Annotated in this window: 23 protein-coding genes and 7 tRNA genes; 26 read left to right on the forward strand and 4 right to left on the reverse strand. The window is 65.2% G+C overall.

Going from position 1 to position 22,726, the window contains the following annotated elements:
• Positions 1-73: 73 nt before the first annotated feature.
• The 13 genes from ccmA (at position 74) to CCOS191_RS07835 (ending at position 9,776) form a co-directional block, all read left to right on the forward strand.
• Positions 74-706: a cytochrome c biogenesis heme-transporting ATPase CcmA gene (gene ccmA, locus CCOS191_RS07775; RefSeq protein ID WP_046854699.1), complete on the forward strand. Its 633-nt coding sequence runs from the start codon at positions 74-76 to the stop codon at positions 704-706.
• The gene (ccmB, locus tag CCOS191_RS07780) at positions 703-1,371 is read left to right on the forward strand and encodes a heme exporter protein CcmB (protein WP_031315999.1); all 669 of its coding nucleotides are present in this window, start codon (positions 703-705) and stop codon (positions 1,369-1,371) included. Before ccmA ends, ccmB begins: the two co-directional genes overlap by 4 nt.
• A gap of 46 nt (positions 1,372-1,417) precedes the next feature.
• Positions 1,418-2,185, forward strand: a complete 768-nt coding sequence (locus tag CCOS191_RS07785; RefSeq protein ID WP_023632019.1) for a heme ABC transporter permease — start codon at positions 1,418-1,420, stop codon at positions 2,183-2,185.
• The gene (ccmD, locus tag CCOS191_RS07790) at positions 2,182-2,358 is read left to right on the forward strand and encodes a heme exporter protein CcmD (RefSeq protein WP_046854700.1); all 177 of its coding nucleotides are present in this window, start codon (positions 2,182-2,184) and stop codon (positions 2,356-2,358) included. Before CCOS191_RS07785 ends, ccmD begins: the two co-directional genes overlap by 4 nt.
• Positions 2,355-2,810, forward strand: coding sequence for a cytochrome c maturation protein CcmE (ccmE, locus tag CCOS191_RS07795; protein WP_023632021.1), 456 nt, complete (start codon positions 2,355-2,357; stop codon positions 2,808-2,810). The genes ccmD and ccmE overlap by 4 nt, the downstream gene beginning before the upstream one ends.
• 11 nt (positions 2,811-2,821) lie before the next feature.
• The gene (locus CCOS191_RS07800; protein WP_172670922.1) at positions 2,822-4,795 is read left to right on the forward strand and encodes a heme lyase CcmF/NrfE family subunit; all 1,974 of its coding nucleotides are present in this window, start codon (positions 2,822-2,824) and stop codon (positions 4,793-4,795) included.
• The gene (locus CCOS191_RS07805) at positions 4,792-5,328 is read left to right on the forward strand and encodes a DsbE family thiol:disulfide interchange protein (RefSeq protein ID WP_023632293.1); all 537 of its coding nucleotides are present in this window, start codon (positions 4,792-4,794) and stop codon (positions 5,326-5,328) included. Before CCOS191_RS07800 ends, CCOS191_RS07805 begins: the two co-directional genes overlap by 4 nt.
• On the forward strand, positions 5,325-5,801 hold the full coding sequence (locus CCOS191_RS07810) for a cytochrome c-type biogenesis protein (protein WP_046854702.1): 477 nt from the start codon (positions 5,325-5,327) through the stop codon (positions 5,799-5,801). Before CCOS191_RS07805 ends, CCOS191_RS07810 begins: the two co-directional genes overlap by 4 nt.
• Complete coding sequence (gene ccmI / locus CCOS191_RS07815) at positions 5,794-6,981, forward strand: c-type cytochrome biogenesis protein CcmI (RefSeq protein ID WP_046854703.1); 1,188 nt, start codon at positions 5,794-5,796, stop codon at positions 6,979-6,981. Before CCOS191_RS07810 ends, ccmI begins: the two co-directional genes overlap by 8 nt.
• A 13-nt stretch (positions 6,982-6,994) precedes the next feature.
• Entirely contained in the window at positions 6,995-7,420 is a 426-nt protein-coding gene (locus CCOS191_RS07820; RefSeq protein WP_046854704.1) for a hypothetical protein, read from the forward strand.
• A gap of 53 nt (positions 7,421-7,473) precedes the next feature.
• On the forward strand, positions 7,474-8,412 hold the full coding sequence (locus CCOS191_RS07825; RefSeq protein WP_046854705.1) for a 2-hydroxyacid dehydrogenase: 939 nt from the start codon (positions 7,474-7,476) through the stop codon (positions 8,410-8,412).
• A gap of 49 nt (positions 8,413-8,461) precedes the next feature.
• The gene (locus CCOS191_RS07830) at positions 8,462-9,250 is read left to right on the forward strand and encodes a PhzF family phenazine biosynthesis protein (RefSeq protein WP_046854706.1); all 789 of its coding nucleotides are present in this window, start codon (positions 8,462-8,464) and stop codon (positions 9,248-9,250) included.
• Between the two features lie 109 nt (positions 9,251-9,359).
• The gene (locus tag CCOS191_RS07835; protein ID WP_046854707.1) at positions 9,360-9,776 is read left to right on the forward strand and encodes a cupin domain-containing protein; all 417 of its coding nucleotides are present in this window, start codon (positions 9,360-9,362) and stop codon (positions 9,774-9,776) included.
• Between the two features lie 54 nt (positions 9,777-9,830).
• Here the strand turns inward: CCOS191_RS07835 and CCOS191_RS07840 are convergent.
• A tRNA-Asn gene (locus CCOS191_RS07840) sits at positions 9,831-9,906 on the reverse strand.
• Between the two features lie 61 nt (positions 9,907-9,967).
• Positions 9,968-11,164 carry an amino acid aminotransferase gene (locus CCOS191_RS07845; protein ID WP_046854708.1) on the reverse strand — a complete coding sequence of 399 codons (1,197 nt, stop codon included), beginning with the start codon at positions 11,162-11,164 and terminating at the stop codon, positions 9,968-9,970.
• A 289-nt stretch (positions 11,165-11,453) separates the two neighbouring features.
• Here CCOS191_RS07845 and uvrB point away from each other — a divergent pair, with 289 nt between their 5' ends.
• Positions 11,454-13,469: an excinuclease ABC subunit UvrB gene (uvrB, locus tag CCOS191_RS07850; RefSeq protein WP_046854709.1), complete on the forward strand. Its 2,016-nt coding sequence runs from the start codon at positions 11,454-11,456 to the stop codon at positions 13,467-13,469.
• Between the two features lie 160 nt (positions 13,470-13,629).
• Here the strand turns inward: uvrB and CCOS191_RS07855 are convergent, their stop codons facing one another.
• Entirely contained in the window at positions 13,630-15,120 is a 1,491-nt protein-coding gene (locus tag CCOS191_RS07855) for an MDR family MFS transporter (protein ID WP_172670923.1), read from the reverse strand.
• A 49-nt stretch (positions 15,121-15,169) separates the two neighbouring features.
• Positions 15,170-16,225, reverse strand: coding sequence for an HlyD family secretion protein (locus tag CCOS191_RS07860; protein WP_046854711.1), 1,056 nt, complete (start codon positions 16,223-16,225; stop codon positions 15,170-15,172).
• Between the two features lie 141 nt (positions 16,226-16,366).
• Between CCOS191_RS07860 and gltX the strand changes: the two genes are divergently transcribed.
• The 12 genes from gltX (at position 16,367) to CCOS191_RS07920 (ending at position 22,523) form a co-directional block, all read left to right on the forward strand.
• Positions 16,367-17,848: a glutamate--tRNA ligase gene (gene gltX / locus CCOS191_RS07865; RefSeq protein ID WP_046854712.1), complete on the forward strand. Its 1,482-nt coding sequence runs from the start codon at positions 16,367-16,369 to the stop codon at positions 17,846-17,848.
• 281 nt (positions 17,849-18,129) lie between these two features.
• Positions 18,130-18,205, forward strand: a tRNA-Ala gene (locus CCOS191_RS07870).
• A gap of 72 nt (positions 18,206-18,277) precedes the next feature.
• Positions 18,278-18,353, forward strand: a tRNA-Glu gene (locus CCOS191_RS07875).
• 53 nt (positions 18,354-18,406) lie between these two features.
• Positions 18,407-18,482, forward strand: a tRNA-Ala gene (locus CCOS191_RS07880).
• A gap of 42 nt (positions 18,483-18,524) precedes the next feature.
• A tRNA-Glu gene (locus CCOS191_RS07885) sits at positions 18,525-18,600 on the forward strand.
• A gap of 67 nt (positions 18,601-18,667) precedes the next feature.
• Positions 18,668-18,743: transfer RNA gene (locus tag CCOS191_RS07890), tRNA-Ala, on the forward strand.
• Between the two features lie 42 nt (positions 18,744-18,785).
• Positions 18,786-18,861: transfer RNA gene (locus tag CCOS191_RS07895), tRNA-Glu, on the forward strand.
• A 171-nt stretch (positions 18,862-19,032) separates the two neighbouring features.
• Positions 19,033-19,572, forward strand: a complete 540-nt coding sequence (locus CCOS191_RS07900; RefSeq protein ID WP_023631831.1) for a TetR/AcrR family transcriptional regulator — start codon at positions 19,033-19,035, stop codon at positions 19,570-19,572.
• A 24-nt stretch (positions 19,573-19,596) separates the two neighbouring features.
• Complete coding sequence (locus CCOS191_RS07905; protein ID WP_046854713.1) at positions 19,597-20,430, forward strand: alpha/beta fold hydrolase; 834 nt, start codon at positions 19,597-19,599, stop codon at positions 20,428-20,430.
• A gap of 44 nt (positions 20,431-20,474) precedes the next feature.
• Positions 20,475-20,909 (forward strand): acyl-CoA thioesterase, encoded by a 435-nt coding sequence (locus CCOS191_RS07910; protein ID WP_046854714.1) that lies wholly within the window; start codon positions 20,475-20,477, stop codon positions 20,907-20,909.
• Between the two features lie 52 nt (positions 20,910-20,961).
• A complete protein-coding gene (locus CCOS191_RS07915) occupies positions 20,962-21,933 on the forward strand; it encodes a tRNA dihydrouridine synthase (protein ID WP_046854715.1) in 972 nt (323 codons plus the stop codon).
• Between the two features lie 146 nt (positions 21,934-22,079).
• A complete protein-coding gene (locus CCOS191_RS07920) occupies positions 22,080-22,523 on the forward strand; it encodes an Hsp20 family protein (RefSeq protein ID WP_046854716.1) in 444 nt (147 codons plus the stop codon).
• Positions 22,524-22,726: the final 203 nt, after the last annotated feature.

Below are 22,726 nucleotides of genomic sequence, written 5' to 3' on the forward strand. Positions count from 1 at the left end.
CGCTCGCTCGCCATTGCCAGTATAACGGCAAGGGTTGATGCGACTTGAGACACAGACTGCATAAGGCGATACCGTGACCCTTCACCTCCAAGCCGCGGGCCTGGCCTGCGAGCGCGACTGGCGGCTGCTGTTCGAGCACCTGCACTTCGAGCTGCACCCCGGCGACATGCTGCAGATCGCCGGCCCCAATGGCAGCGGCAAGACCAGCCTGCTGCGCCTGCTGGCCGGGCTCATGCAGCCCACTGCCGGGCATATCCTGCTGGGAGGCGAGCCGTTGGCCGAACAACGCCATGCCCTGGCCAGCATCCTGCTGTGGATCGGCCATGCCGCCGGCATCAAGGACCTGCTCAGCGCCGAAGAGAACCTTGCCTGGCTCTGCGCGTTGCACCGCCCGGCCAACCGCGAGGCGATCTGGAAGGCGCTGGAGGCCGTCGGCCTGCGTGGTTTTGAGGACGTGCCCTGTCATACCTTGTCTGCCGGCCAGCAGCGCCGCGTGGCCCTGGCCCGGCTGTACCTGGACAGCCCGCCGCTGTGGATCCTCGACGAGCCTTTCACCGCCCTCGACAAGCAGGGCGTGGCGCAACTGGAAGCGCACCTTGCAGCGCACTGCGAGCAGGGTGGTACCGTGGTGCTGACCACCCACCATACGCTCGAACGCAAGCCATCCGGCTATCGCGAGCTGAACCTGGGGCAATGGGCGGCATGAGCGTATTCCTTCTGCTGTTGCGCCGCGAGGCGCGGCTGTTGTTCCGCCGCCCGGCGGAGCTGGCCAACCCGCTGGTGTTCTTCGCCATCGTCGTCGCTCTGTTCCCGCTGGCGGTGGGGCCAGAGACGCAATTGTTGCAAACCTTGTCGCCGGGGCTGGTCTGGGTCGCGGCCTTGCTGGCGGTATTGTTGTCGCTGGACGGGTTGTTCCGCAGTGATTTCGAGGACGGCTCGCTCGAGCAGTGGGTGCTTTCGCCGCATCCGCTGGCCATGCTGGTGCTGGCCAAGGTACTGGCGCACTGGATCTTTTCCGGGTTGGCGCTGGTATTGTTGGCACCATTGCTGGCGCTGATGCTGGGCCTGCCGCCCAGTTGCCTGCCGGTGCTGCTCGCTTCCTTGCTGCTGGGTACGCCGGTGCTGAGCCTGCTGGGCGCGGTGGGGGCGGCGCTGACGGTCGGTCTCAAGCGCGGCGGCCTGCTGCTGGCGTTGCTGATTCTGCCGTTGTATATCCCTGTATTGATCCTGGGCAGTGGTGCGTTGCAGGCGGCGTTGCAGAATATGCCCGCCACTGGCCATCTGCTCTGGCTCGCCAGCCTGACGGCGCTGGCGGTGACACTGGCACCCTTTGCGATCGCGGCCGGGCTGAAGATCAGCGTCGGCGAATAACGAGTGCCGGGCATTGCAGCCCGGCCAACACCCTGGATGTACCCTGATGAAAATAAGCTGGACGTGGTTCCACAAGCTGGGCTCTCCCAAATGGTTCTATGCCATCAGCGGCCGCATGCTGCCTTGGCTGACCGTTTGCGCCATCGTGCTGTTGCTGGTCGGCATCACCTGGGGCCTGGCCTTCGCCCCCCAGGACTACCAGCAGGGCAACAGCTTCCGCATCATCTATATCCATGTGCCGACCGCCATGCTGGCGCAGTCGTGTTACGTGATGCTCGCCGTGGCAGGCGTGGTGGGGCTGGTGTGGAAGATGAAACTGGCCGATGTCGCGCTGCAGTGCGCGGCGCCCATCGGTGCCTGGATGACCGCGGTGGCGCTGGTCACCGGGGCGATCTGGGGCAAGCCCACCTGGGGCAGTTGGTGGGTCTGGGATGCGCGCCTGACGTCCATGCTTATCCTGCTGTTCCTGTACTTCGGCATCATTGCCCTGGGCCAGGCCATCAGCAACCGTGACAGCGCGGCCAAGGCCTGCGCGGTACTGGCGATCGTTGGCGTGATCAACATCCCGATCATCAAGTACTCGGTGGAGTGGTGGAACACCCTGCACCAGGGCGCCACCTTCACCCTCACCGAAAAGCCGGCAATGCCGGTGGAAATGTGGGCGCCGCTGCTGATCACCGCGTTGGGCTTCTATTGTTTCTTCGGCGCTGTGCTGCTGCTGCGCATGCGTCTGGAAGTGCTCAAGCGCGAAGCGCGGGCCAGTTGGGTCAAGGATGAGGTATTGAGCCAGCTTGGCCGGGAGGCGGCACGATGAGCTTTGCCTCCTTCAGTGATTTCCTCGCCATGGGCCACCATGGCCTGTACGTCTGGTCGGCCTACGGCATCTGCCTGGCAGTGCTGGCGCTGAATGTCGCCGCGCCCCTGCTGGCCCGCCGTCGCTACCTGCAAGAAGAGGCGCGTCGTCTGCGCCGGGAGAACAAACCGTGAATCCGCAGCGCAAGAAACGCCTGTTCATCATCCTCGGCCTGCTGGCCGGTGTCGGCGTCGCCGTGGGCTTTGCCCTGAGCGCGCTGCAGCAGAACATCAATCTGTTCTACACCCCGACGCAGATCGCCAACGGCGAGGCGCCCCTGGACACCCGCATCCGCGCTGGTGGCATGGTCGAGAAAGGCTCGGTGCAGCGCTCGGCCGACTCGCTCGACGTGCGCTTCGTGGTCACCGACTACAGCAAGTCGGTGCCGATCACCTACCGCGGCATCCTCCCCGACCTGTTCCGCGAAGGGCAGGGCATCGTCGCCCTCGGCAAGCTCAATGCCGACGGCGTGGTGGTGGCCGATGAGGTACTGGCCAAGCACGACGAGAAATACATGCCGCCGGAAGTCACCAAGGCCCTGAAGGAAAGCGGCCAGGCCGCCAGCGATGCGGGGGCCAAGCCATGAACGCGGCCCTGGTGATCCCCGAACTGGGTCAATTGGCGATGATCCTGGCCATCTGCTTCGCCGCCGTGCAGGCCAGCGTGCCGCTGCTCGGCGCCTGGCGCGGCGACAGCCTGTGGATGGGCCTGGCGCGGCCGGCGGCCTGGGGGCAGTTCGCCTTCCTGGCCTTCGCCTTTGCCTGCCTCACCCACGCCTTCATGACCGACAACTTCTCGGTCGCCTATGTGGCCAGCAACTCCAACAGCGCCTTGCCCTGGTACTACAAGTTCAGTGCCGTTTGGGGCGCCCACGAAGGCTCGCTGCTGCTGTGGGCGTTGATCCTCGGCGGCTGGACCTTCGCCGTGTCGATCTTCTCGCGCCAGTTGCCCCAGGTGATGCTGGCCCGGGTGCTGGCGGTCATGGGCATGATCAGCGTGGGCTTCCTGAGCTTCCTGATCATCACTTCCAACCCGTTCCAGCGCCTGCTGCCGCAGGTGCCGGGCGACGGTCGCGACCTCAACCCGCTGCTGCAGGACTTCGGCCTGATCGTCCACCCGCCGATGCTGTACATGGGCTACGTGGGCTTCTCGGTGGCGTTCGCCTTCGCCATCGCCGCCTTGCTCGGCGGGCGCCTGGACGCGGCCTGGGCGCGCTGGTCGCGGCCCTGGACCATCGTCGCCTGGGCCTTCCTAGGCGTCGGCATCACCCTCGGCTCGTGGTGGGCCTACTACGAACTGGGCTGGGGCGGCTGGTGGTTCTGGGACCCGGTCGAAAACGCCTCGTTCATGCCCTGGCTGGTGGGCACGGCGCTGATCCACTCGCTGGCGGTCACCGAAAAGCGCGGGGTGTTCAAGAGCTGGACCGTGCTGCTGGCGATCGCCGCGTTCTCCCTGAGTCTGCTGGGTACATTCCTGGTGCGTTCCGGTGTACTGACCTCGGTGCACGCGTTCGCCGCCGATCCTTCGCGCGGCATCTTCATCCTGTTCTTCCTGCTGTTCGTGGTCGGCGGCTCGCTGACCCTGTTCGCCCTGCGCGCCCCGGTGGTCAAGAGCCAGGTGGGCTTTGCCCTGTGGTCCCGTGAAACGCTGCTGCTGGCCAACAACCTGGTGCTGGTGGTGGCGGCGTCGATGATCCTGCTCGGCACGCTGTACCCGCTGGTGCTCGATGCCCTGACCGGGGCCAAGCTGTCGGTCGGCCCGCCGTACTTCGACGCCTTGTTCCTGCCGCTGATGGCGCTGCTGATGGTGGTGCTGGGTATCGGTGTGGTGGTGCGCTGGAAGGACACCCCCGGCAGGTGGCTGGCCGGCATGCTGACCCCGGTGCTGATCGGCAGCGCGGTGCTGGCGCCGGTCGCCGGGCTGATCGTCGATGATTTCGACTGGCCGGCCCTCAGTGTGTTCGCCCTGGCCGCCTGGGTGGTGCTCGCTGGCGTGCGCGACATCCTCGACAAGACCCGTCACAAGGGCCTGGTCAAAGGCCTGGCTGGGCTTAACCGCAGCTATTGGGGCATGCACCTGGCGCACCTGGGGTTGGTGGTCTGCGCCCTGGGCGTGGTGCTGTCGAGCAACAACAGCGCCGAGCGCGACCTGCGCATGGCGCCGGGCGAGACTGTCGAGCTGGGCGGTTACCACTTCCTGTTCGAGGGGGCCAAACACTTCGAAGGCCCGAACTTCATCTCTGACAAGGGCACTATCCGCGTCTCGCGCGATGGCCGCGAAGTGTCCGTGCTGCACCCGGAAAAACGCCTGTACACCGTGCAGCAGTCGATGATGACCGAGGCCGGCATCGATGCCGGTTTCACCCGCGACCTGTATGTCGCCTTGGGCGAGCCGCTGGAAAACGGCGCCTGGGCGGTGCGGGTGCATATCAAACCCTATGTCCGCTGGATCTGGCTGGGCGGTCTGCTGACTGGCCTGGGCGGCTTGCTGGCGGCCCTCGACCGGCGCTACCGCGTCAAGGTCAAGACCCGGGTGCGTGAGGCCCTGGGCGTGTCTGGAGCAACTGCATGAAGCGCTGGATCATGGTGGTGCCACTGGCGGTGTTCCTGCTGGTGGCGGTCTTTCTCTACAAGGGGTTGTTCCTCAAGCCCGACGAACTGCCTTCGGCGATGATCGGCAAGCCATTCCCGGCGTTCTCCCTGGCGTCGGTGCAGGATGACCGCACCCTGACCCAGGCCGACCTGCTCGGGCGCCCGGCGCTGGTCAACGTGTGGGGCACCTGGTGCCCGTCCTGCAAGGTCGAGCACCCCTACCTGAACCAGCTGGCCGAGCAGGGCGTGGTGATCCACGGGGTCAACTACAAGGACGACAATGCCGCCGCGCTGAAGTGGCTGGCCGAGTTCCACAACCCTTACCAGCTGAACATCGCCGACCAGCAAGGCACACTGGGCCTGGACCTGGGCGTGTATGGCGCGCCGGAAACCTTCCTGATCGACGCCAAGGGCATCATCCGCTACAAGCATGTCGGTGTGGTCGATGCCACGGTGTGGCGCGAGCAGCTGGCGCCGCTGTACCAGGGCCTGGTCGACGAGGCCAGGCCATGAAGCGCTGGCTTACCGCTGCCGTGCTTGGCCTGAGCCTGGCCGGGGTGGCCAAGGCCGCCATCGACACCTACCAGTTCCGCGACGACGCCGAGCGCGAGCGCTACCAGCAACTGACCAAGGAACTGCGCTGCCCCAAGTGCCAGAACCAGGACATCGCTGATTCCAACGCACCGATCGCCGCCGACCTGCGCCGCGAGATCTTCCGCATGCTGGGTGAAGGCAAGAACAACCAGCAGATCGTCGATTTCATGGTCGATCGCTACGGCGACTTCGTGCGCTACAAACCGGCGCTCAGCGGGCGCACCTGGCTGCTCTGGTTCGGCCCGGGGATTCTCCTGGCCGGTGGTTTCGTGGTGTTGGCGGTGATCGTCCGCCGTCGCCGCGGGCAGGCTGTGGCCGGCAACACCGAACTGTCCGCCGACGAACGCGAGCGTCTGGCCAAACTGCTGGATAAAGAACGTACCCATGACTGAATTCTGGCTTAGCGCGGGCCTGCTGCTGCTCGCCGCCCTGGCTTTCCTGCTGCTGCCGATCCTGCGTGGCCACCGCCGTCAGCAGGCCGAACAAGACCGTACCGCCCTCAATGTGGCGCTCTACGAGGAGCGCGTCGCCGAACTGTCCGCCCAGCAGGCGGCCGGGGTGCTCGACGACCGGCAATTGGCCACGGGTCGTGACGAAGCCGCCCGCGAGCTGCTGGCCGACACCGAACGCGACGATGCCGTGCGCCAGGGCCGCCTGGGCAAGGCCATCCCGCTGCTGGCGGCGGTGCTGGTGCCGGTGATGGCCCTGGGGCTCTACCTGCACTTCGGCGCAGCCGACAAGGTCGAGTTGACCCAGGAGTTCGCCAGCGCGCCGCAGTCGATGAGCGAAATGACCACACGCCTGGAGCGCGCGGTGCAGGCCCAACCGGATTCGGCCGAGGGCCTGTACTTCCTTGGCCGGGCATACATGGCCGAGCAGCGGCCGGCCGATGCGGCCAAGGCCTTCGAGCGTGCCGTGACCCTTGCCGGGCGCCAACCCGAGCTGCTCGGGCAATGGGCCCAGGCGCTGTACTTCGCCGCCGACAAACAATGGTCGGCGCAACTGCAAGCGCTCACCGATGAAGCGCTGAAAGCGGACCCACGGGAAGTCACCAGCCTTGGCCTGCGTGGCATCGCTGCATTCGAGGGCGAACGCTTCCAGGAAGCCATCGACTTCTGGCAGCGCCTGTTGGCGCAACTGCCGGAGGGCGATGCCTCCCGTGCCGCGCTGCAGGGTGGTATCGATCGTGCCGCCGACAAGCTCAAGGCCGGCGGCGGCAAGGTCGCCGAGGCCGCGCGCCTGAAAGTGCGGGTCGAGCTGGGCGCGGCGCTCAAGGACAAGGTGCGCCCGGATGACACCGTGTTCATCTTCGCCCGCGCCAGCAATGGCCCGCCCATGCCGCTGGCGGCCAAGCGGGTGACGGTGGCGCAGTTGCCGATCGAAGTGGAGCTGTCGGATGCCGACGCGATGATGCCGCAGATGAAACTGTCGGACTTCACCGAAGTCCAACTGGTTGCCCGAGTCTCACGCGCAGGCGTGCCGACCCGCGGCGAGTGGAAGGGCCAGAGTGCGCCACTGGCCACCACCACCCAGGCCACCCAGCACCTGACCATCGACAGCCCCGATTCGTAAGAGAGCAACCGTCATGAACAGCACCGTCCGCCTGACCCTGATCACCCTGGCCCTGGGTCTTTCCGCGTGTACGGTGCACCAGCCGGGCGAGCGTGAACCGCTGCCGCCGATCGAGACCACGCCGCCGCCGCACCAGGGGCCGGTGGTCAAGCCACTGCCGGGTGGCCAGCCCGGTACCCAGCCGAGCAAGCCGGCGGCGATTCCCAAGCCCATGCCACGCACTTCTGCCAGCTTCGCGCCGCCGCCCGGTGGCGCCAGCCATTGGGATCCGAAGCTGGGGGTCTATGTGCTGGAGAAGCAACCCAACACCTTCTACCGTCAGCGCACCTATTATCGCTGGAACAATGGCTGGAGCTGGTCGCTCAGCCCCAGCGGGCCTTGGCAGGAAACCGACAGCAGTGGCGTGCCGGGCGGTCTGGGCAGGGCGTTCGGGCAGTAGCGATTGTCTGGCGGGCTGGCATAATCCCCCTTCGCATACAACCGGAGGGTGGCATGAGCAAGACAGTCCTGGTGCTGGTGGAAACCGTCGATGACTACCTGCCGCTATTGGAACAGGCCGGCTACCGGCTGATTCGCGCACCGTCGCCGCAGATGCGCGCCAACGCCATCGCCCGCCATGCCGGCGAGATCGACGCCGTGCTCACCCGCGGTCCGCTCGGCCTCACGGCCGACGAAATTGCCACTTTGAGCCAACTTCAGATCATCTGCGTGATCGGCGCCGGCTACGAGCAGGTCGACCTCGAGGCCGCCGCAGCGCGCGGTATTACCGTTACCAATGGCGCTGGGGCAAATGCCGGTGCCGTCGCCGACCACGCCATGGCGCTGCTGCTGGCGCTGTTGCGCGATATCCCGCGTGCCGATGCCAGTACCCGGCGCGGCGAATGGAACCGGGTGATCAGCCCCTCGGTCAGTGGCAAGCGCCTGGGCATCATCGGCCTGGGCGCGGTCGGCCAGGCCATCGCCCGCCGTGCGAGCCAGGGCTTCGACATGAATGTCAGCTACCACAGCCGCACACCCCGCCGGGACCAACCGTACACCTGGTACGACAGCCCGTTGCACCTGGCCGATGCCGTGGACATCCTGGTGGTCGCCACGCCCGGCGGCGCTGCTACCCGGCATCTGGTCGATGCTCCGGTGCTGGCGGCCCTGGGCGCCGAGGGCTACCTGGTGAATATCGCCCGCGCCAGCGTCGTGGACACCCCGGCATTGGTCGCGGCGTTGGAGCAGGGCGTGATCGCGGGGGCCGCGCTGGATGTGTTCGATGATGAACCGGCAGTGCCCGCTGCGCTGAAGGCGCTGGGCAACACGGTGCTGACCCCGCATGTGGCCGGGCAGTCGCCGGAAGCGGCGCGCGACACCGTGACCCTGGTGCTGCGCAACCTGCAGGCGTTCTTTGCCGGCGAGCCGGTGCTGACCCCGGTTCGCGGTTGAATCCTTTTCGAGTCCGCCCGGCGCTGTGCCGGGCTTGAGGAGCCTTTGCATGCAACTAGAGATCTTCCAGGTCGATGCCTTTTCGTCCACGCCTTTCGGCGGCAACCCTGCGGCAGTGATTCCCCTGCAGCAGTGGCTGGCCGACGACGTTCTGCAGCGCATCGCCGAAGAGAACAACCTGTCCGAAACGGCTTACTTCGTGCGAAATGGCGAAGCGTTCGACCTGCGCTGGTTCACCCCGGCGGTGGAAGTCGACCTGTGCGGGCATGCGACATTGGCCGCGGCCTGGGTGCTGTTCGAGCAACTGGGTGAGCAGGCCGAGGTGCTGCGCTTCAATACCCGCAGCGGGGAGCTGCGGGTGAGCCGCAATGCCGATGGTCTGCTGGCGATGGATTTCCCGGCCAAGCAGCCGGTTGCCGTCGAGATCGCGCAGGGGTTGCTCGAGGCGTTGGGATTGAGCGAGGCCCGGGCGTTGTACCGGACGGACGATTATGTGTTGGTGATCGACGATGCTTCGCTGATCGAAGGGCTCAAGCCGGATTTCGTGGCGTTGTCGTCATTCGATGTGCGGGGGATTGCAGTGACGGCGGCGGGGCGGGGGTTCGATTTCGTCACGCGATGGTTCGGGCCCAGGGTGGGGGTCAATGAAGATCCGGTGACCGGGTCGGCCCACACTTCCCTGGCGCCTTATTGGGCTGAGCGGCTGGGCAAAAACAGCTTGCGCTGTGAGCAGGGTGGGGCGCGCAAGGGGCAGTTGCAGTGTGATGTGCCGGGCAATGGGCGAGTGATCATCAGTGGGCGGGGGGCGCTGTATCTGCGGGGTGTGATTTTTATTTGAGTGCCGCTGGCGGGCGGCCAATCGGCCTCCCGCTTTTTCCGCGAATTGGCCGTTTGCCCCTGGTGAGTCCGGGCTTAACCTGCAGGCAGATCCCTACAGGAGAAGCCCCATGCGATCTGTCCATTTCCCCGCGGCCCTGCTTGCGCTCGGCCTGCTCGCTCCACTGTCGCTGGCCTGGGCCCATGGCGAAAAGCCCGATCAGGTCAGGATCCTCCAGGAGCAGCTCCCCACCAATTCCCCCGGCAACAAAGCCGTGATGCTCACGGTGAGCTATGCCCCTGGCGAGGCATCGCCCGGCCACTGGCATCCGGGTGCGGTCATGGCCTATGTGCTGGAAGGCGCGGTGACATCCAAGCTCAATGACGAACCGGAGAAGACCTACAAGGCCGGCGAATTCTGGTACGAGGCCCCGGGGACCGTGCACAGCGTCTCACGCAATGCCAGTAAAAGCGCGCCAGCCAAGCTGCTTGTATGGAGCCTGGTGGAGGAGGGCAAACCGGTGACCGAGCCGTTGCCCAAGCGCTGAATCGCAGGCAATAAAAAACCTCCAGTGCTTGCGCATCTGGAGGTTTTCAGTGTTTGGCTCCGCGACCTGGACTCGAACCAGGGACCCAATGATTAACAGTCATTTGCTCTACCGACTGAGCTATCGCGGAATCTGCGCGTATCTTACTGCGTGTCTCGGGGAAGTCAAGCTTCCCCTAGACAATCAAGCAGTTACAGCACTTCTACGATGGCCTTGGTGACCACGTGGATGTTGCTCTGGTTCAGCGCGGCGACCGCGATGCGGCCAGTGTCCAGCGCGTAGATGCCGAACTCGTTCTTCAGGCGTGCCACTTGCTCAACGGTCAGGCCCGAGTAGGAGAACATGCCGCACTGGCGGCCGACAAAGCTGAAGTCACGCTTGGCGCCGTACTCGGCCAGCAGCTCGACCATCTGCTTGCGCATGCCGTGGATACGCTCGCGCATCTCGGCCAGCTCGGTTTCCCACATCTGGCGCAGCTCGGGGCTGTTGAGCACCGCGGCCACGATGCTGGCGCCGTGGGTCGGCGGGTTGGAGTAGGTGGTGCGGATAACCCGCTTGACCTGCGACAGCACGCGGGTGCTCTCGTCCTTCGAGGCGGTGACGATCGACAGCGCGCCGACACGCTCGCCGTACAGCGAGAACGACTTGGAGAACGAGCTGGAGACGAAGAACTCCAGGCCCGATTCGGCGAACAGGCGCACGGCGAAGGCGTCTTCGTCGATGCCGGCACCGAAGCCTTGGTAGGCCATGTCGAGGAACGGGATGTGGCCTTTGGCCTTGACCACTTCCAGCACGTTCTTCCAGTCGTCCAGCGACAGGTCGACGCCGGTCGGGTTGTGGCAGCAGGCGTGCAGCACGATGACCGAGCCCGATGGCAGGCTGTTGAGGTCTTCGAGCATGCCGGCGCGGTTGACGTCCTGGCTGGCGGCATCGTAGTAGCGGTAGGTCTGTACCGGGAAACCGGCGCTCTCGAACAGGGCGCGGTGGTTTTCCCAGCTCGGGTCGCTGATGGCGACCACGGCACCCGGCTGCAGGCGCTTGAGGAAGTCAGCGCCGATCTTCAGCGCGCCGGTACCGCCGACGGCCTGCACGGTGACCACGCGGCCGGCGGCCAGCAACGAAGATTCGGCGCCGAAGATCAGCTTCTGCACGGCCTGGTCGTACTGGGCGATGCCGTCGATCGGCAGGTAGCCGCGGGAGGCGTGCTGGGCGGCACGGGCGGTCTCGGCCTCGATAACCGCGCGCAGCAGCGGGATGCGGCCTTCCTCATTGCAGTAGACGCCCACGCCCAGGTTCACCTTGTCGGTGCGTGGGTCGGCGTTGAATGCTTCGTTGAGGCCCAGGATAGGGTCGCGGGGTGCCAGCTCGACAGCGGAAAACAGGCTCATTGTTACCTTGGCTCTGAATAGGAGAGTGATAGGGTCGCCACGCTCCAGCCGAAGGCACTGAAGCGGTGCGCAAACGGGGAGTCAGTATAGTGATACCCACCGGTCACTGCGACAGTCTGGCGCAGCTTTTCCGGCTGTTTGCGCAAATATTTTTCGACCATTGGTCGAATTGCCCGGTCCATTGCCTTGAAGGGGCGAGGGTCGCTCTTGAATCTGGCGCCCCGTGGGCGCATTTGGGTATAGACTACTGGCTAAATTTACAGTTGCCGCGACATCCACGAGGTCCGTCATGTCCGAGTTCCAGCTCGTCACCCGCTTCCAGCCGGCCGGCGATCAGCCCGAGGCCATCCGCCAGATGGTCGAGGGCATCGACGCCGGCCTTTCGCACCAGACCCTGCTCGGGGTGACCGGCTCGGGCAAGACCTTCAGTATCGCCAACGTCATCCAGCAGGTGCAGCGCCCGACCATGGTGCTGGCGCCGAACAAGACCCTGGCCGCGCAGCTGTACGGCGAGTTCAAGGCATTCTTCCCGAACAACGCCGTCGAATACTTCGTTTCCTATTACGATTACTACCAGCCGGAAGCCTATGTGCCGTCGTCGGACACCTTCATCGAGAAGGACGCCTCGATCAACGACCATATCGAACAGATGCGCCTGTCGGCGACCAAGGCGCTGCTGGAGCGGCGCGACGCGATCATCGTCACCACCGTGTCGTGCATCTACGGCCTGGGCAGCCCCGAGACGTACCTGAAGATGGTCCTGCACGTCGACCGTGGCGACAAGCTCGACCAGCGTGCCCTGCTGCGCCGCCTGGCCGACCTGCAATACACCCGCAACGAGATGGATTTCGCCCGCGCCACCTTCCGCGTGCGCGGCGACGTGATCGATATCTTCCCGGCCGAATCGGACCTCGAGGCTATCCGCATCGAGCTGTTCGACGACGAAGTGGAGAACATCGCTGCCTTCGACCCGCTGACCGGCGAGGTCATCCGCAAGCTGCCGCGTTTCACTTTCTACCCCAAGAGTCACTACGTAACCCCACGGGAAACCCTGGTTGAGGCAGTGGACGGCATCAAGGAAGAGCTCAAGCAGCGCCTCGAGTACCTGCACGCGAGCAACAAGCTGGTCGAGGCGCAGCGCCTGGAGCAGCGCACCCGTTTCGACCTGGAGATGATCCTCGAACTGGGCTACTGCAACGGCATCGAGAACTACTCGCGCTACCTCTCCGGCCGCCCGGCCGGCGCGCCGCCGCCCACGCTCTACGACTACCTGCCGGATGACGCGCTGCTGGTGATCGACGAATCCCACGTCAGCGTTCCGCAGGTCGGCGCCATGTACAAGGGCGACCGTTCGCGCAAGGAAACCCTGGTGGAGTACGGCTTCCGCCTGCCGTCGGCACTGGACAACCGGCCCATGCGCTTCGATGAATGGGAGGCGGTCAGCCCGCAGACCATCTTCGTCTCGGCTACCCCCGGCCCCTACGAGGCCGAGCACGCCGGGCGGGTGGTGGAGCAGGTGGTGCGGCCGACCGGCCTGGTCGATCCGCAGGTCGAGGTGCGCCCGGCGCTGACCCAGGTCGACGACCTGCTCTCGGAGATCGGCAAGCGCGTCGCCCTGGGCGAGCGGGTGCTGGCCACCACGCTGACCAAGCGCATGGCCGAGGACCTCACCGACTACCTGGCCGACCACGATGTGCGGGTGCGCTACCTGCACTCGGACATCGACACCGTCGAGCGCGTGGAGATCATCCGCGACCTGCGCCTGGGTACCTTCGACGTGCTGGTGGGGATCAACCTGCTGCGCGAGGGCCTGGACATGCCCGAGGTGTCGCTGGTGGCGATCCTCGACGCCGACAAGGAAGGCTTCCTGCGCTCGGAGCGTTCGCTGATCCAGACCATCGGCCGCGCCGCGCGTAACCTCAACGGCAGGGCGATTCTCTACGCCGACAACATCACCGGCTCCATGCAGCGCGCCATCGACGAGACCGAGCGGCGCCGCGAGAAGCAGGTCGCCTTCAACCAGGCCAACGGCATCGTGCCCAAGGGCGTGGTCAAGGACATCACCGACATCCTCGAAGGTGCCAGCGTGCCTGGAGCCCGCAGCAAGAAGCGCAAGGGCATGGCCAAGGCGGCGGAGGAGGCCGGGCGCTACGAGGTCGAGCTGCAGACCCCGGCGCAGATCACCAAGCGCATCAAGCAGCTGGAAGAGAAGATGTTCCAGTTCGCCCGCGACCTGGAGTTCGAGGCGGCGGCGCAATTGCGCGACGAGATCGGACAGTTGCGCGAACGCTTGCTGGCCAGTTGATGGATCAGGGTGTTACCTCTGTGGGAGACAGGGGCGCTTCGCAGCCCATTCGCCGGCAAGCCGGCTCCCACAGGGTTTGCGCAAGTTTGGGTAAATACCTTGAAATCGACGCGGTCGGTGTGGGAGCCGGCTTGCCGGCGATGGGGCGGGTAGCGCCCCCTCAATGTGCTTCGCCGGCCTTCAATCCCTGCGGCAGCTTGCGCGTCAACAGCACCGCCAGCATGCTCACCACCAGGCCGATGCCGACGAAGTGGAAGGCATCGTTGTAGGCCATGATCAGGGCCTGCTGGTGGGTGATCTCCGACAGCTTGCCCAGTGCCGCATTGTCGCTGCCCAGGCGTTCGGCCAGTTGCGCCAGGCGTTCGGCGACCTGCGGATTGTTCGGCACCACCGCCTCGCGCAAATAGTCGAAATACACCTTGGTCCGTGCATCCAGCAGCGTCGCCAGCAGGGCGATGCCGATGGCGCCCCCCAGGTTGCGCAGGATGTTGAACAGGCTCGAAGCTGACCCCGCGTCCTGCGGCTGGATATAAGCGGTGGCGATCAGCGAGATGGTCACCATGATCATCGGCTGGCCGAGGGCGCGGATCACCTGGATCTGGTTGAACTGCGGGCCGGCAAAATCCGGGTTGAGCACGCCGGAGCCGAAACTGGCCGCGCCGAACAGGCAGAAGCCCAGGGCGCACAGCACCTTGGGCGGGATCACCTTCATCAGTTGCGGCACCAGCGGGATCAGGAACAGCTGCGGTACGCCCATCCACATGATCACCTTGCCGATCTGCAGGGCGTTGTAGCCCTGCACCTGCGCCAGATAGAGCGGCAGCAGGTAGATCGAGCCATACAGGCCGACGCCCATGCCCAGGCTGGCGATGCTCGACAGGCCGAAGTTGCGGTTGCCGAGGATGCGCAGGTTGATCAACGGGTGCGGCCGGGAGAACTGCAGGATCACGAACAGGATCAGGGCGAGCAGGGCGACGGTGCCCAGGCTGACGATCAGGCTCGACTCCAGCCAGTCCTTGCGATGGCCTTCCTCGAGAAACACCTGCAGGCAACCCAGGCCCAGGCCGAGGGTGACGATGCCGGCGTAGTCGGTGCTCTTGAGCAGTTCCCAGTGCGCTTCCTTCTTCTCCAGACCGTAGAGCAGCCCGGCGATCATCAGCAGCCCCGGCGGGATGTTGATGTAGAAGATGTATTCCCAGCCCCAGTTCTCGGTCAGCCAGCCGCCCAGGGCCGGGCCGATGGACGGGGCGAAGGTGGCGGTCATGGCGAACATGGCCATGCCCTTGGCGCGGTGGTGCTCGGGTAGCTTGATGAGTGTCAGGGTGAAGGCCAGCGGGATCAGCGCGCCGCCGGTGAAACCCTGCAGGGCGCGGAACACGATCATGCTCTCGAGGTTCCAGGCCATTGAGCACAACAGCGACGACAGCAGGAAACCCAGCGACACCCACACCGCCAGGCGTCGGGCGGAGAGCAGCTGCACCAGCCAGGCGGTCAACGGGATCATGATGATCTCGGCCACCAGGTAGGAGGTGGAGATCCACGAGCCTTCCTCCAGGGTCGCCGACAGCGCGCCCTGGATGTCCTTGAGCGAGGAATTGGTGATCTGGATGTCCAGCACCGCCATGAACGCGCCGAGCATCACGCTCATCACGGCGATCCAGTCGCGGCGGGTCGGCTCGGCGGTGGGGCGCAGCAGCGCGTCACCGGCCATGCTGGTCGTCGTCTTCGCCACGCAGGTCGACGGTGACGGTAACCGACATGCCTGGGCGGATGCGACCGTGCAGCGGGTTGTCCGCGGCGAAGGTCAGCTTGACCGGGAGGCGCTGCACTACCTTGGTGAAGTTGCCGGTGGCGTTGTCCGGCGGCAGCAGGCTGAACTGTGCGCCGGAGGCGGCGAACAGGCTGTCGACCCGGCCTTCGATCGGGGTGTCGGGGTAGCTGTCGAACGCCAGCTCGGCGCGTTGGCCGGGGTGCATCCTGCCGATCTGGGTTTCCTTGAAGTTGGCCTGTACCCAGATGTCCTCGTCGGGGACGATCGACAGCAGGTAGGCACCGGCCTGCACCACCTGGCCGTTGCGTGCGTTGCGCTGGCCGATGGTGCCGCTGATCGGCGCGTGGATCTCGCAGCGGGTCAGGTTCAGCTCGGCCTGGGCCAGGTCGGCGCGGGCATTGGCGATCTGCGCGTCGAGGCGCTTGAGCTCGGCGGCCAGGGCGTCGACCTGCTGGCGCTGGCCCTTGAGGTCGGCCTGGGCCTTGTCCACCTGGGAGCGGGCGACATGGCTTTCGGCCGACAGGGTTGTCACTCGCTCTTCGGAGACGAATCCAGGTTTGCGCAGGGCGTGGGCGCGGTTGAGGTCAAGTTGCGAACGGTCGAGGGTGGCCTGGTTGGCGGCAACCTGGGCCTGGCCCGCCGCGATCAGGCTGCCTTGCTGGGTCAAGCGGCTGCGCGCCTGGGCGAGTTCGGCTTCCCGGCTGGCCAGGGCGGCGCGGGCACGTTCGACGGCCAGCTCGAAGTCGGCGGCCTCCAGGCGCACCAGCACGTCGCCTTTGCTCACGTGCTGGTTGTCCTCGACCCGCACCTCGTCGATACGCGCCCCCAGCTGGCTAGAGATACGCGTGATCTCGCCCTGCACATAGGCGTTGTCGGTGCTTTCGTAGAAGCGTCCCTTGAAGTACCAGTGGGCCAGGAAGGCGAGGCCGACCAGCAGCACCAGGGTGATGAAGATCAGCAAGCGACGTTTGAGTGGGCTAGGCATGGGGGCATTCGTTGCAAAAGTGTAAGCAAATTTAACAGTGGCCGGTGGCAAGGTCACAAGTGACGATAGCGCCATTGCTGGAGCCCGATGCCCGCTCCCTGCTAACATCGCGCCTTTGTTTCTCTTCGTTCGAGACTCTCAATGACCACCGTTCGCACGCGTATTGCGCCATCGCCCACCGGCGACCCCCATGTCGGCACCGCCTACATCGCCCTGTTCAACTACTGCTTCGCCAAGCAGCATGGCGGTGAGTTCATCCTGCGTATCGAAGACACCGACCAGTTGCGCTCCACCCGCGAGTCGGAGCAGCAGATCTTCGACGCACTGCGCTGGCTCGGCATCGAATGGAACGAAGGCCCGGACGTCGGCGGCCCGCACGGCCCGTACCGGCAGAGCGAGCGCGGCGAGATCTACGCCAGATATGCCAAGGAACTGGTCGATGCCGGCCACGCCTTCTACTGCTTCTGCACCGCCGAAGAGCTGGAACAGATGCGTGCCGAGCAGATGGCCCGCGGCGAAACCCCGCGCTATGACGGCCGCGCCCTGTTGCTGAGCGACGAGGAAGTGCAGCGCCGCCTGGCCGCTGGCGAGCCCCACGTGATCCGCATGAAGGTGCCGAGCGAAGGCATCTGCGTGGTCCCGGACATGCTGCGTGGCGATGTCGAGATTCCATGGGATCGCATGGACATGCAGGTGCTGATGAAGAACGACGGCCTGCCGACGTACTTCCTGGCCAACGTGGTCGACGACCACTTGATGGGCATCACCCATGTGCTGCGTGGTGAAGAGTGGCTGCCATCGGCGCCCAAGCTGATCAAGCTGTACGAGTACTTCGGCTGGGAGCAGCCCAAGCTGTGCTACATGCCGCTGCTGCGCAACCCGGACAAGAGCAAGCTGTCCAAGCGCAAGAACCCGACCTCGGTGACCTTCTACGAGCGCATGGGCTTCATGCCCGAAGCCATGCTCAACTACCTGGGCCGCATGGGCTGGTCGATGCCGGACGAGCGCGAGAAGTTCTCGCTGGCCGAGATGGTCGAGCACTTCGACCTGTCGCGCATCTCCCTGGGCGGGCCGATTTTCGACATCGAGAAGCTGTCGTGGCTCAACGGTCAGTGGCTGCGTGAACTGCCGGTGGAAGAATTTGCCGCGCGCGTACAGAAGTGGGCGTTCAACAGCGACTACATGATGAAGATCGCCCCGCACGTTCAGGGCCGGGTCGAAACCTTCAGCCAGGTCGCCCCGCTGGGTGGCTTCTTCTTCGAAGGCGCGCTGAAGCTCGACGCCAAGCTGTTCGAGAGCAAGAAACTGTCGGCCGACCAGGTGCGCCAGGTGATGCAGCTGATCCTGTGGAAGCTGGAAAGCCTGCGCCAGTGGGAAAAGGACCGCATCACCGCCTGCATCCAGGCCGTGGTCGAGTCGCTTGAGCTCAAGTTGCGCGACGCCATGCCGCTGATGTTCGCCGCCATCACCGGCCAGGCCAGCTCGGTGTCGGTGCTCGACGCCATGGAAATCCTCGGCCCCGACCTGACCCGCTACCGTCTGCGCCAGGCCATCGACCTGCTCGGCGGCGTGTCGAAGAAAGAAAACAAGGAGTGGGAAAAGCTGCTGGCGAACATCGCCTGATCCAGGCTTTTCCAGCCATGTGGGAGCGGGCTTGCCCCGCGATTGCGATGTCGGATTCATGACCGCCATCGCGGGACAAGCCCGCTCCCACGGGCCGTACTCCTCGCAGAGGGGCAGGGCAGGGCGGTAAGTGATTGTTATCTGTGAAAAAACTTTTGAATATTTTCGAAAATTCGTTTGACAGCCTTGCAATCCGATCTTAATATGCGCCCCGTCCACAGCGATGAACGAAAACGAAACGCCAGGCACCCAGCCAGCGCTTCGGTTCAAAGCGACATTGTGGGGCTATAGCTCAGCTGGGAGAGCGCCTGCATGGCATGCAGGAGGTCAGCGGTTCGATCCCGCTTAGCTCCACCAAATTCCGCTTGATGGCCAAGGCTGTCAGGCAAGACCGGTTCCAGCGAACGGGTCTTGAAGGTAAGAAGGTTCGTCCCCTTCGTCTAGTGGCCTAGGACACCGCCCTTTCACGGCGGTAACAGGGGTTCGAGTCCCCTAGGGGACGCCAGTTTTGCACAAGCGATGTTGCATGATGTCGCTGGGCCGAGAGGCTAGAAATCCGGGGCTATAGCTCAGCTGGGAGAGCGCCTGCATGGCATGCAGGAGGTCAGCGGTTCGATCCCGCTTAGCTCCACCAATTTTGCCGCGATTCGCGAAAGCGGGTCGGCACGAAGGTTACGTCCCCTTCGTCTAGTGGCCTAGGACACCGCCCTTTCACGGCGGTAACAGGGGTTCGAGTCCCCTAGGGGACGCCACTTTTACCCGCGTTTTGCGGGAGTTGAAAGGCTCATCATCCAGATCGGTGAGTCTTTTGTTTTACTCGGGGCTATAGCTCAGCTGGGAGAGCGCCTGCATGGCATGCAGGAGGTCAGCGGTTCGATCCCGCTTAGCTCCACCAATTCGCCACGATTCGCAACAGCGGGTCGGCACGAAGGTTAAAGTCCCCTTCGTCTAGTGGCCTAGGACACCGCCCTTTCACGGCGGTAACAGGGGTTCGAGTCCCCTAGGGGACGCCAATTTTTTACCTGCGTTTTGCAGGACTTATAAGGCTCATTCGCTTATTGAATGGGCCTTTTGTTTTTTCTGCCTTCCAAAATATCCAGCTGTGCCGATCAATGGCCGCAGATTCCGCTTGCCAGAAAATATTATGAGCATAATATGTCGGTCATAATATTTAGAGGTGAGTCATGAGCGACAAGAAGAGCAAGACCCGCCAGCGCATCCTCGATGCGGCGCGCAGCGCACTGGTCCAACAGGGCCCGGCCGATCCGAGCGTCAGCCAGGTCATGGGCGCCGCGGGGCTGACGGTCGGCGGCTTCTATGCCCACTTCGACAGCAAGGACGAGCTCATGCTCGAAGCCTTCAGCCAGTTGCTGGCCGAACGCCGTGCCTTGCTCGCCCAGCTCGATCCAGCCCTTGACGGTACCGAGCGCCGGGCCTTGGTCGCGGCCTTCTACCTGTCGCGCAAGCACCGCGATACCGAGGTGCAGGCCTGCCCGATTCCCAATGCGCTGAGCGAGATGCAGCGCCTGCCCGACGCCTTCCGTGACGTGCTGGCCGAACACATCGAGTTGATGACCGCGCAAATGGTCGATCGTCCCGAGGACATCGACAAGGCGCTCGCCGATTTCGCCCTGATGGTTGGCGGCCTCGCCGTGGCCCGCGCCCTGGGCGACGGCGAGTTGTCCGACCGGATACTGCGTGCCGCCAAGTCGGCGGTGATCTGAGCAACCTGACCCTGGAGCAAGGCGATGACTACCCTCAGCTGGATTCGTGGCGTCAATGGCACCCTCGGCCACCTGGCCCCTGAACATGTCGCCGGCAAGATGCGCCGCGCCTTCATGACCCCGCGCAACCTGCCGCCCAAACCGTGGGAGCTGCCGCTGCTGGCCAAGGCCGAGCGCATCACCTTGCGCTTCGGTTTGTCGGCGTTGCGCTGGGGGCAGGGGCCGACGGTACTGCTGATGCATGGCTGGGAAGGGCGCCCCACCCAGTTCGCGGCACTGATCGAGCGGCTGGTGGACAGCGGCCATACCGTGGTGTCGCTGGAAGGGCCGGCACACGGGCGCTCGCCCGGCGAGCAGGCGCATGTGGTGGCGTTTGCCCGCGCCTTGCTCGAGGCCGCCGCCGAACTGCCGCCGCTGCGCGCGGTGATCGGACACTCGATGGGCGGCGCCAGCCTGTTGCTGGCGCTGCAGTGGGGGCTGCGCACCGATGCGGCGGTGAGTATTGCCGCCCCGGCCCGCTTGCTCGGCGTGCTGCGGGGCTTTGCCCGGCGACTGGGCTTGCCGGCCCGGGCCCGGGCCGCGTTCATCCGTCAGGTGGAGCGCGATGTCGGCGTCCAGGTGGCGCGCCTGGATGTCAGTGCCTATCAACTGGATGTGCCGGGCCTCGTGGTGCACGCCGAGGACGATCCCGTAGTGCCTGCCAGCGAGGCGCCGTTGATTCACCAGGCCTGGTTCGATAGCCGCCTGCTGCTGCTGGAGGAGGGCGGTCATCAGCGGGTGCTGGCCGATCCGCGCCTGGGCCAGGCGGTGATCGAGCTGCTCGCACGCTCCACCGAGCGGGCGCGGCAAAGCGCCTGAGCATCCGGTACACTCTGCCCGTTCACTGAAAACCAGGAGCAGGCATGAGTTGGGATCTGGCGGCACCATTCATCATCGACCTTCGCGTCGGCAGCGAGGATATCGACGGCCTCGGCCACGCCAACAACGCCGTCTACGTCACCTGGCTGGAGCGCTGCGCCTGGCGCCATTCCCAGCGTCTGGGGCTGGACCTGGCCGAGTATCGTCGGCTGGACCGGGCCATGGCGGTGGTCCGCCATGAAATCGACTACCTCGCCGCCGCCTATGAGGAAGACGAGCTGCAACTGGCCACCTGGATCATCGATTGGGACCAGCGCCTGCGCATGACCCGGCGCTTCCAGCTCAAGCGCCCGAGCGACGGCGTGACCTTGCTGCGGGCACAGACCACCTTTGCCTGCATCGAGCTGTCCAGCGGCAAGCCCAGGCGCATGCCGGCAGAATTCATCGATGGCTACGGCCCGGCGCTGACCGGCAGCTGACGGCTGGCGGAAGTTTGCTAGACTGCCGCCTTTTTCGTGGCGAGACCCTGAAATGCAAATTGCCCTGGCCCCCATGGAGGGGCTGGTCGACAACATCCTGCGCGACGTCCTGACCCGTGTGGGGGGTATCGATTGGTGCGTCACCGAGTTCATCCGCGTCTGCGACCGCCTGCTGCCGGCCTCTTCGTTCGACAAACTGGCGCCGGAGTTGCGCCAGGGCGCCCGTACCGCCGCTGGCGTGCCGATGCGTGTGCAATTGCTCGGCTCCGACCCGGTATGCCTGGCTGAAAACGCGGCGCTGGCCTGCGAGCTGGGCGCGCCGGTGATCGACCTGAACTTCGGTTGCCCGGCCAAGACCGTCAACAAGTCGCGGGGCGGGGCGGTGCTGCTCAAGGAGCCGGAGCTGTTGCATGCCATCGTCCGTGAAGTGCGCCGGGCGGTGCCGGCACATATCCCGGTGACCGCGAAGATGCGCCTGGGCTACGACAGCCCCGACGGTGCCCTGGACTGCGCCACGGCGCTGGCCGAGGGCGGCTCGGCGCACCTGGTGGTGCATGCGCGGACCAAGGTCGAGGGCTACAAGCCGCCGGCCCACTGGGAATGGGTGGCGCGGGTGCAGGATGTGGTCAAGGTGCCGGTGTTCGCCAATGGCGAGATCTGGACCGTCGACGATTGGCGGCGTTGCCGCGAGGTCAGCGGTGCCCAAGACATCATGCTGGGGCGCGGGCTGGTGTCGCGCCCTGACCTGGCCCTGCAGATCGCTGCGGCCCGCGATGGCGTCGAGTACCAGCCGATGAGCTGGGAAGAGCTGCTGCCGCTGCTGCGCGAGTTCTGGCGCCAGGCCCAGGACAAGCTGTCGCCACGCTACGCCCCGGGGCGGATGAAGCAGTGGCTGGCGATGCTGACCCGCGGTTATCCCGAGGCGGTGGCGTTGTTCGCCGAGTTGCGTCGGGAGGATGACTGCCAGCGCATCAGCGGCTTGCTGGGGATGCAGTTGCAGGCCGTGGAGGCCTGTGTCGCCTGAGCCGGCCCCGCGATGAGGCCCACCGCAGCGCAAATTTTTCATGCCAGCCCTTGAAAGCGTTTCGCCCGGACATATCTCTTGAGTACGCGATGCCGAAGTCGGGTCGCGTAGTGACTTAACTTGCTGAATCTCAGGAGTTCATGACCATGACCACCGCTTTCTCTCTCGCACCACTTTTCCGCAACTCCGTCGGTTTCGACCGCTTCAACGACCTGTTCGAAGCCGCCGCCCGTAATGAGGCGGGTAGCAGCTACCCACCCTACAACGTGGAAAAGCATGGCGATGACCACTACCGCATCGTGGTCGCCGCCGCCGGCTTCCAGGAGCAGGACCTCGACCTGCAGGTCGAAAAAGGCGTCCTGACTGTAACCGGTGGCAAGCGCGACAATGCCAGCGAAGGCGTCACCTTCCTGCACCAGGGCATCGCCCAGCGCGCCTTCAAGCTGTCGTTCCGCCTCGCCGACCACATCGAGGTCAAGGGCGCGGGCCTGGCCAACGGCCTGCTCAGCATCGAACTGCTGCGCATCGTGCCGGAAGAAGCCAAGGCCAAGCGTATCCCGATCAACGGCGACAAGCCGGCGCTGAACTGATTTCAGCGCAGTGAAGAAAGGGCACCTTCGGGTTAATGCCAGTCAGTTAAGCGATAGGGGCCGCTTTGCGGCCCATCGCCGGCAAGCCGGCTCCCACAAATACAGCGCAGGCCTCACTAATTGCGCGGTCCCTGTGGGAGCCGGCTTGCCGGCGATGGGCTGCGTAGCAGCCCCAGTGACGCCAACTGACTGGCATTAACCTT

The organism is Pseudomonas sp. CCOS 191 (genome assembly GCF_001007005.1).
In the GTDB taxonomy this organism is placed as follows: domain Bacteria; phylum Pseudomonadota; class Gammaproteobacteria; order Pseudomonadales; family Pseudomonadaceae; genus Aquipseudomonas; species Aquipseudomonas soli.

Coding starts and splice junctions, on each gene's coding strand:
- CCOS191_RS07910 (WP_046854714.1), top strand. CDS start 20,475: ATGAGTTGGGATCTGGCGGCACCATTCATCATCGACCTTCGCGTCGGC.
- CCOS191_RS07810 (WP_046854702.1), top strand. CDS start 5,325: ATGAAGCGCTGGCTTACCGCTGCCGTGCTTGGCCTGAGCCTGGCCGGG.
- CCOS191_RS07805 (WP_023632293.1), top strand. CDS start 4,792: ATGAAGCGCTGGATCATGGTGGTGCCACTGGCGGTGTTCCTGCTGGTG.
- CCOS191_RS07845 (WP_046854708.1), bottom strand. CDS start 11,164: ATGAGCCTGTTTTCCGCTGTCGAGCTGGCACCCCGCGACCCTATCCTG.
- CCOS191_RS07785 (WP_023632019.1), top strand. CDS start 1,418: ATGAAAATAAGCTGGACGTGGTTCCACAAGCTGGGCTCTCCCAAATGG.
- ccmB (WP_031315999.1), top strand. CDS start 703: ATGAGCGTATTCCTTCTGCTGTTGCGCCGCGAGGCGCGGCTGTTGTTC.
- CCOS191_RS07820 (WP_046854704.1), top strand. CDS start 6,995: ATGAACAGCACCGTCCGCCTGACCCTGATCACCCTGGCCCTGGGTCTT.
- CCOS191_RS07830 (WP_046854706.1), top strand. CDS start 8,462: ATGCAACTAGAGATCTTCCAGGTCGATGCCTTTTCGTCCACGCCTTTC.
- CCOS191_RS07915 (WP_046854715.1), top strand. CDS start 20,962: ATGCAAATTGCCCTGGCCCCCATGGAGGGGCTGGTCGACAACATCCTG.
- CCOS191_RS07905 (WP_046854713.1), top strand. CDS start 19,597: ATGACTACCCTCAGCTGGATTCGTGGCGTCAATGGCACCCTCGGCCAC.
- CCOS191_RS07860 (WP_046854711.1), bottom strand. CDS start 16,225: ATGCCTAGCCCACTCAAACGTCGCTTGCTGATCTTCATCACCCTGGTG.
- CCOS191_RS07835 (WP_046854707.1), top strand. CDS start 9,360: ATGCGATCTGTCCATTTCCCCGCGGCCCTGCTTGCGCTCGGCCTGCTC.
- CCOS191_RS07920 (WP_046854716.1), top strand. CDS start 22,080: ATGACCACCGCTTTCTCTCTCGCACCACTTTTCCGCAACTCCGTCGGT.
- uvrB (WP_046854709.1), top strand. CDS start 11,454: ATGTCCGAGTTCCAGCTCGTCACCCGCTTCCAGCCGGCCGGCGATCAG.
- gltX (WP_046854712.1), top strand. CDS start 16,367: ATGACCACCGTTCGCACGCGTATTGCGCCATCGCCCACCGGCGACCCC.
- ccmD (WP_046854700.1), top strand. CDS start 2,182: ATGAGCTTTGCCTCCTTCAGTGATTTCCTCGCCATGGGCCACCATGGC.
- CCOS191_RS07900 (WP_023631831.1), top strand. CDS start 19,033: ATGAGCGACAAGAAGAGCAAGACCCGCCAGCGCATCCTCGATGCGGCG.
- ccmI (WP_046854703.1), top strand. CDS start 5,794: ATGACTGAATTCTGGCTTAGCGCGGGCCTGCTGCTGCTCGCCGCCCTG.
- CCOS191_RS07825 (WP_046854705.1), top strand. CDS start 7,474: ATGAGCAAGACAGTCCTGGTGCTGGTGGAAACCGTCGATGACTACCTG.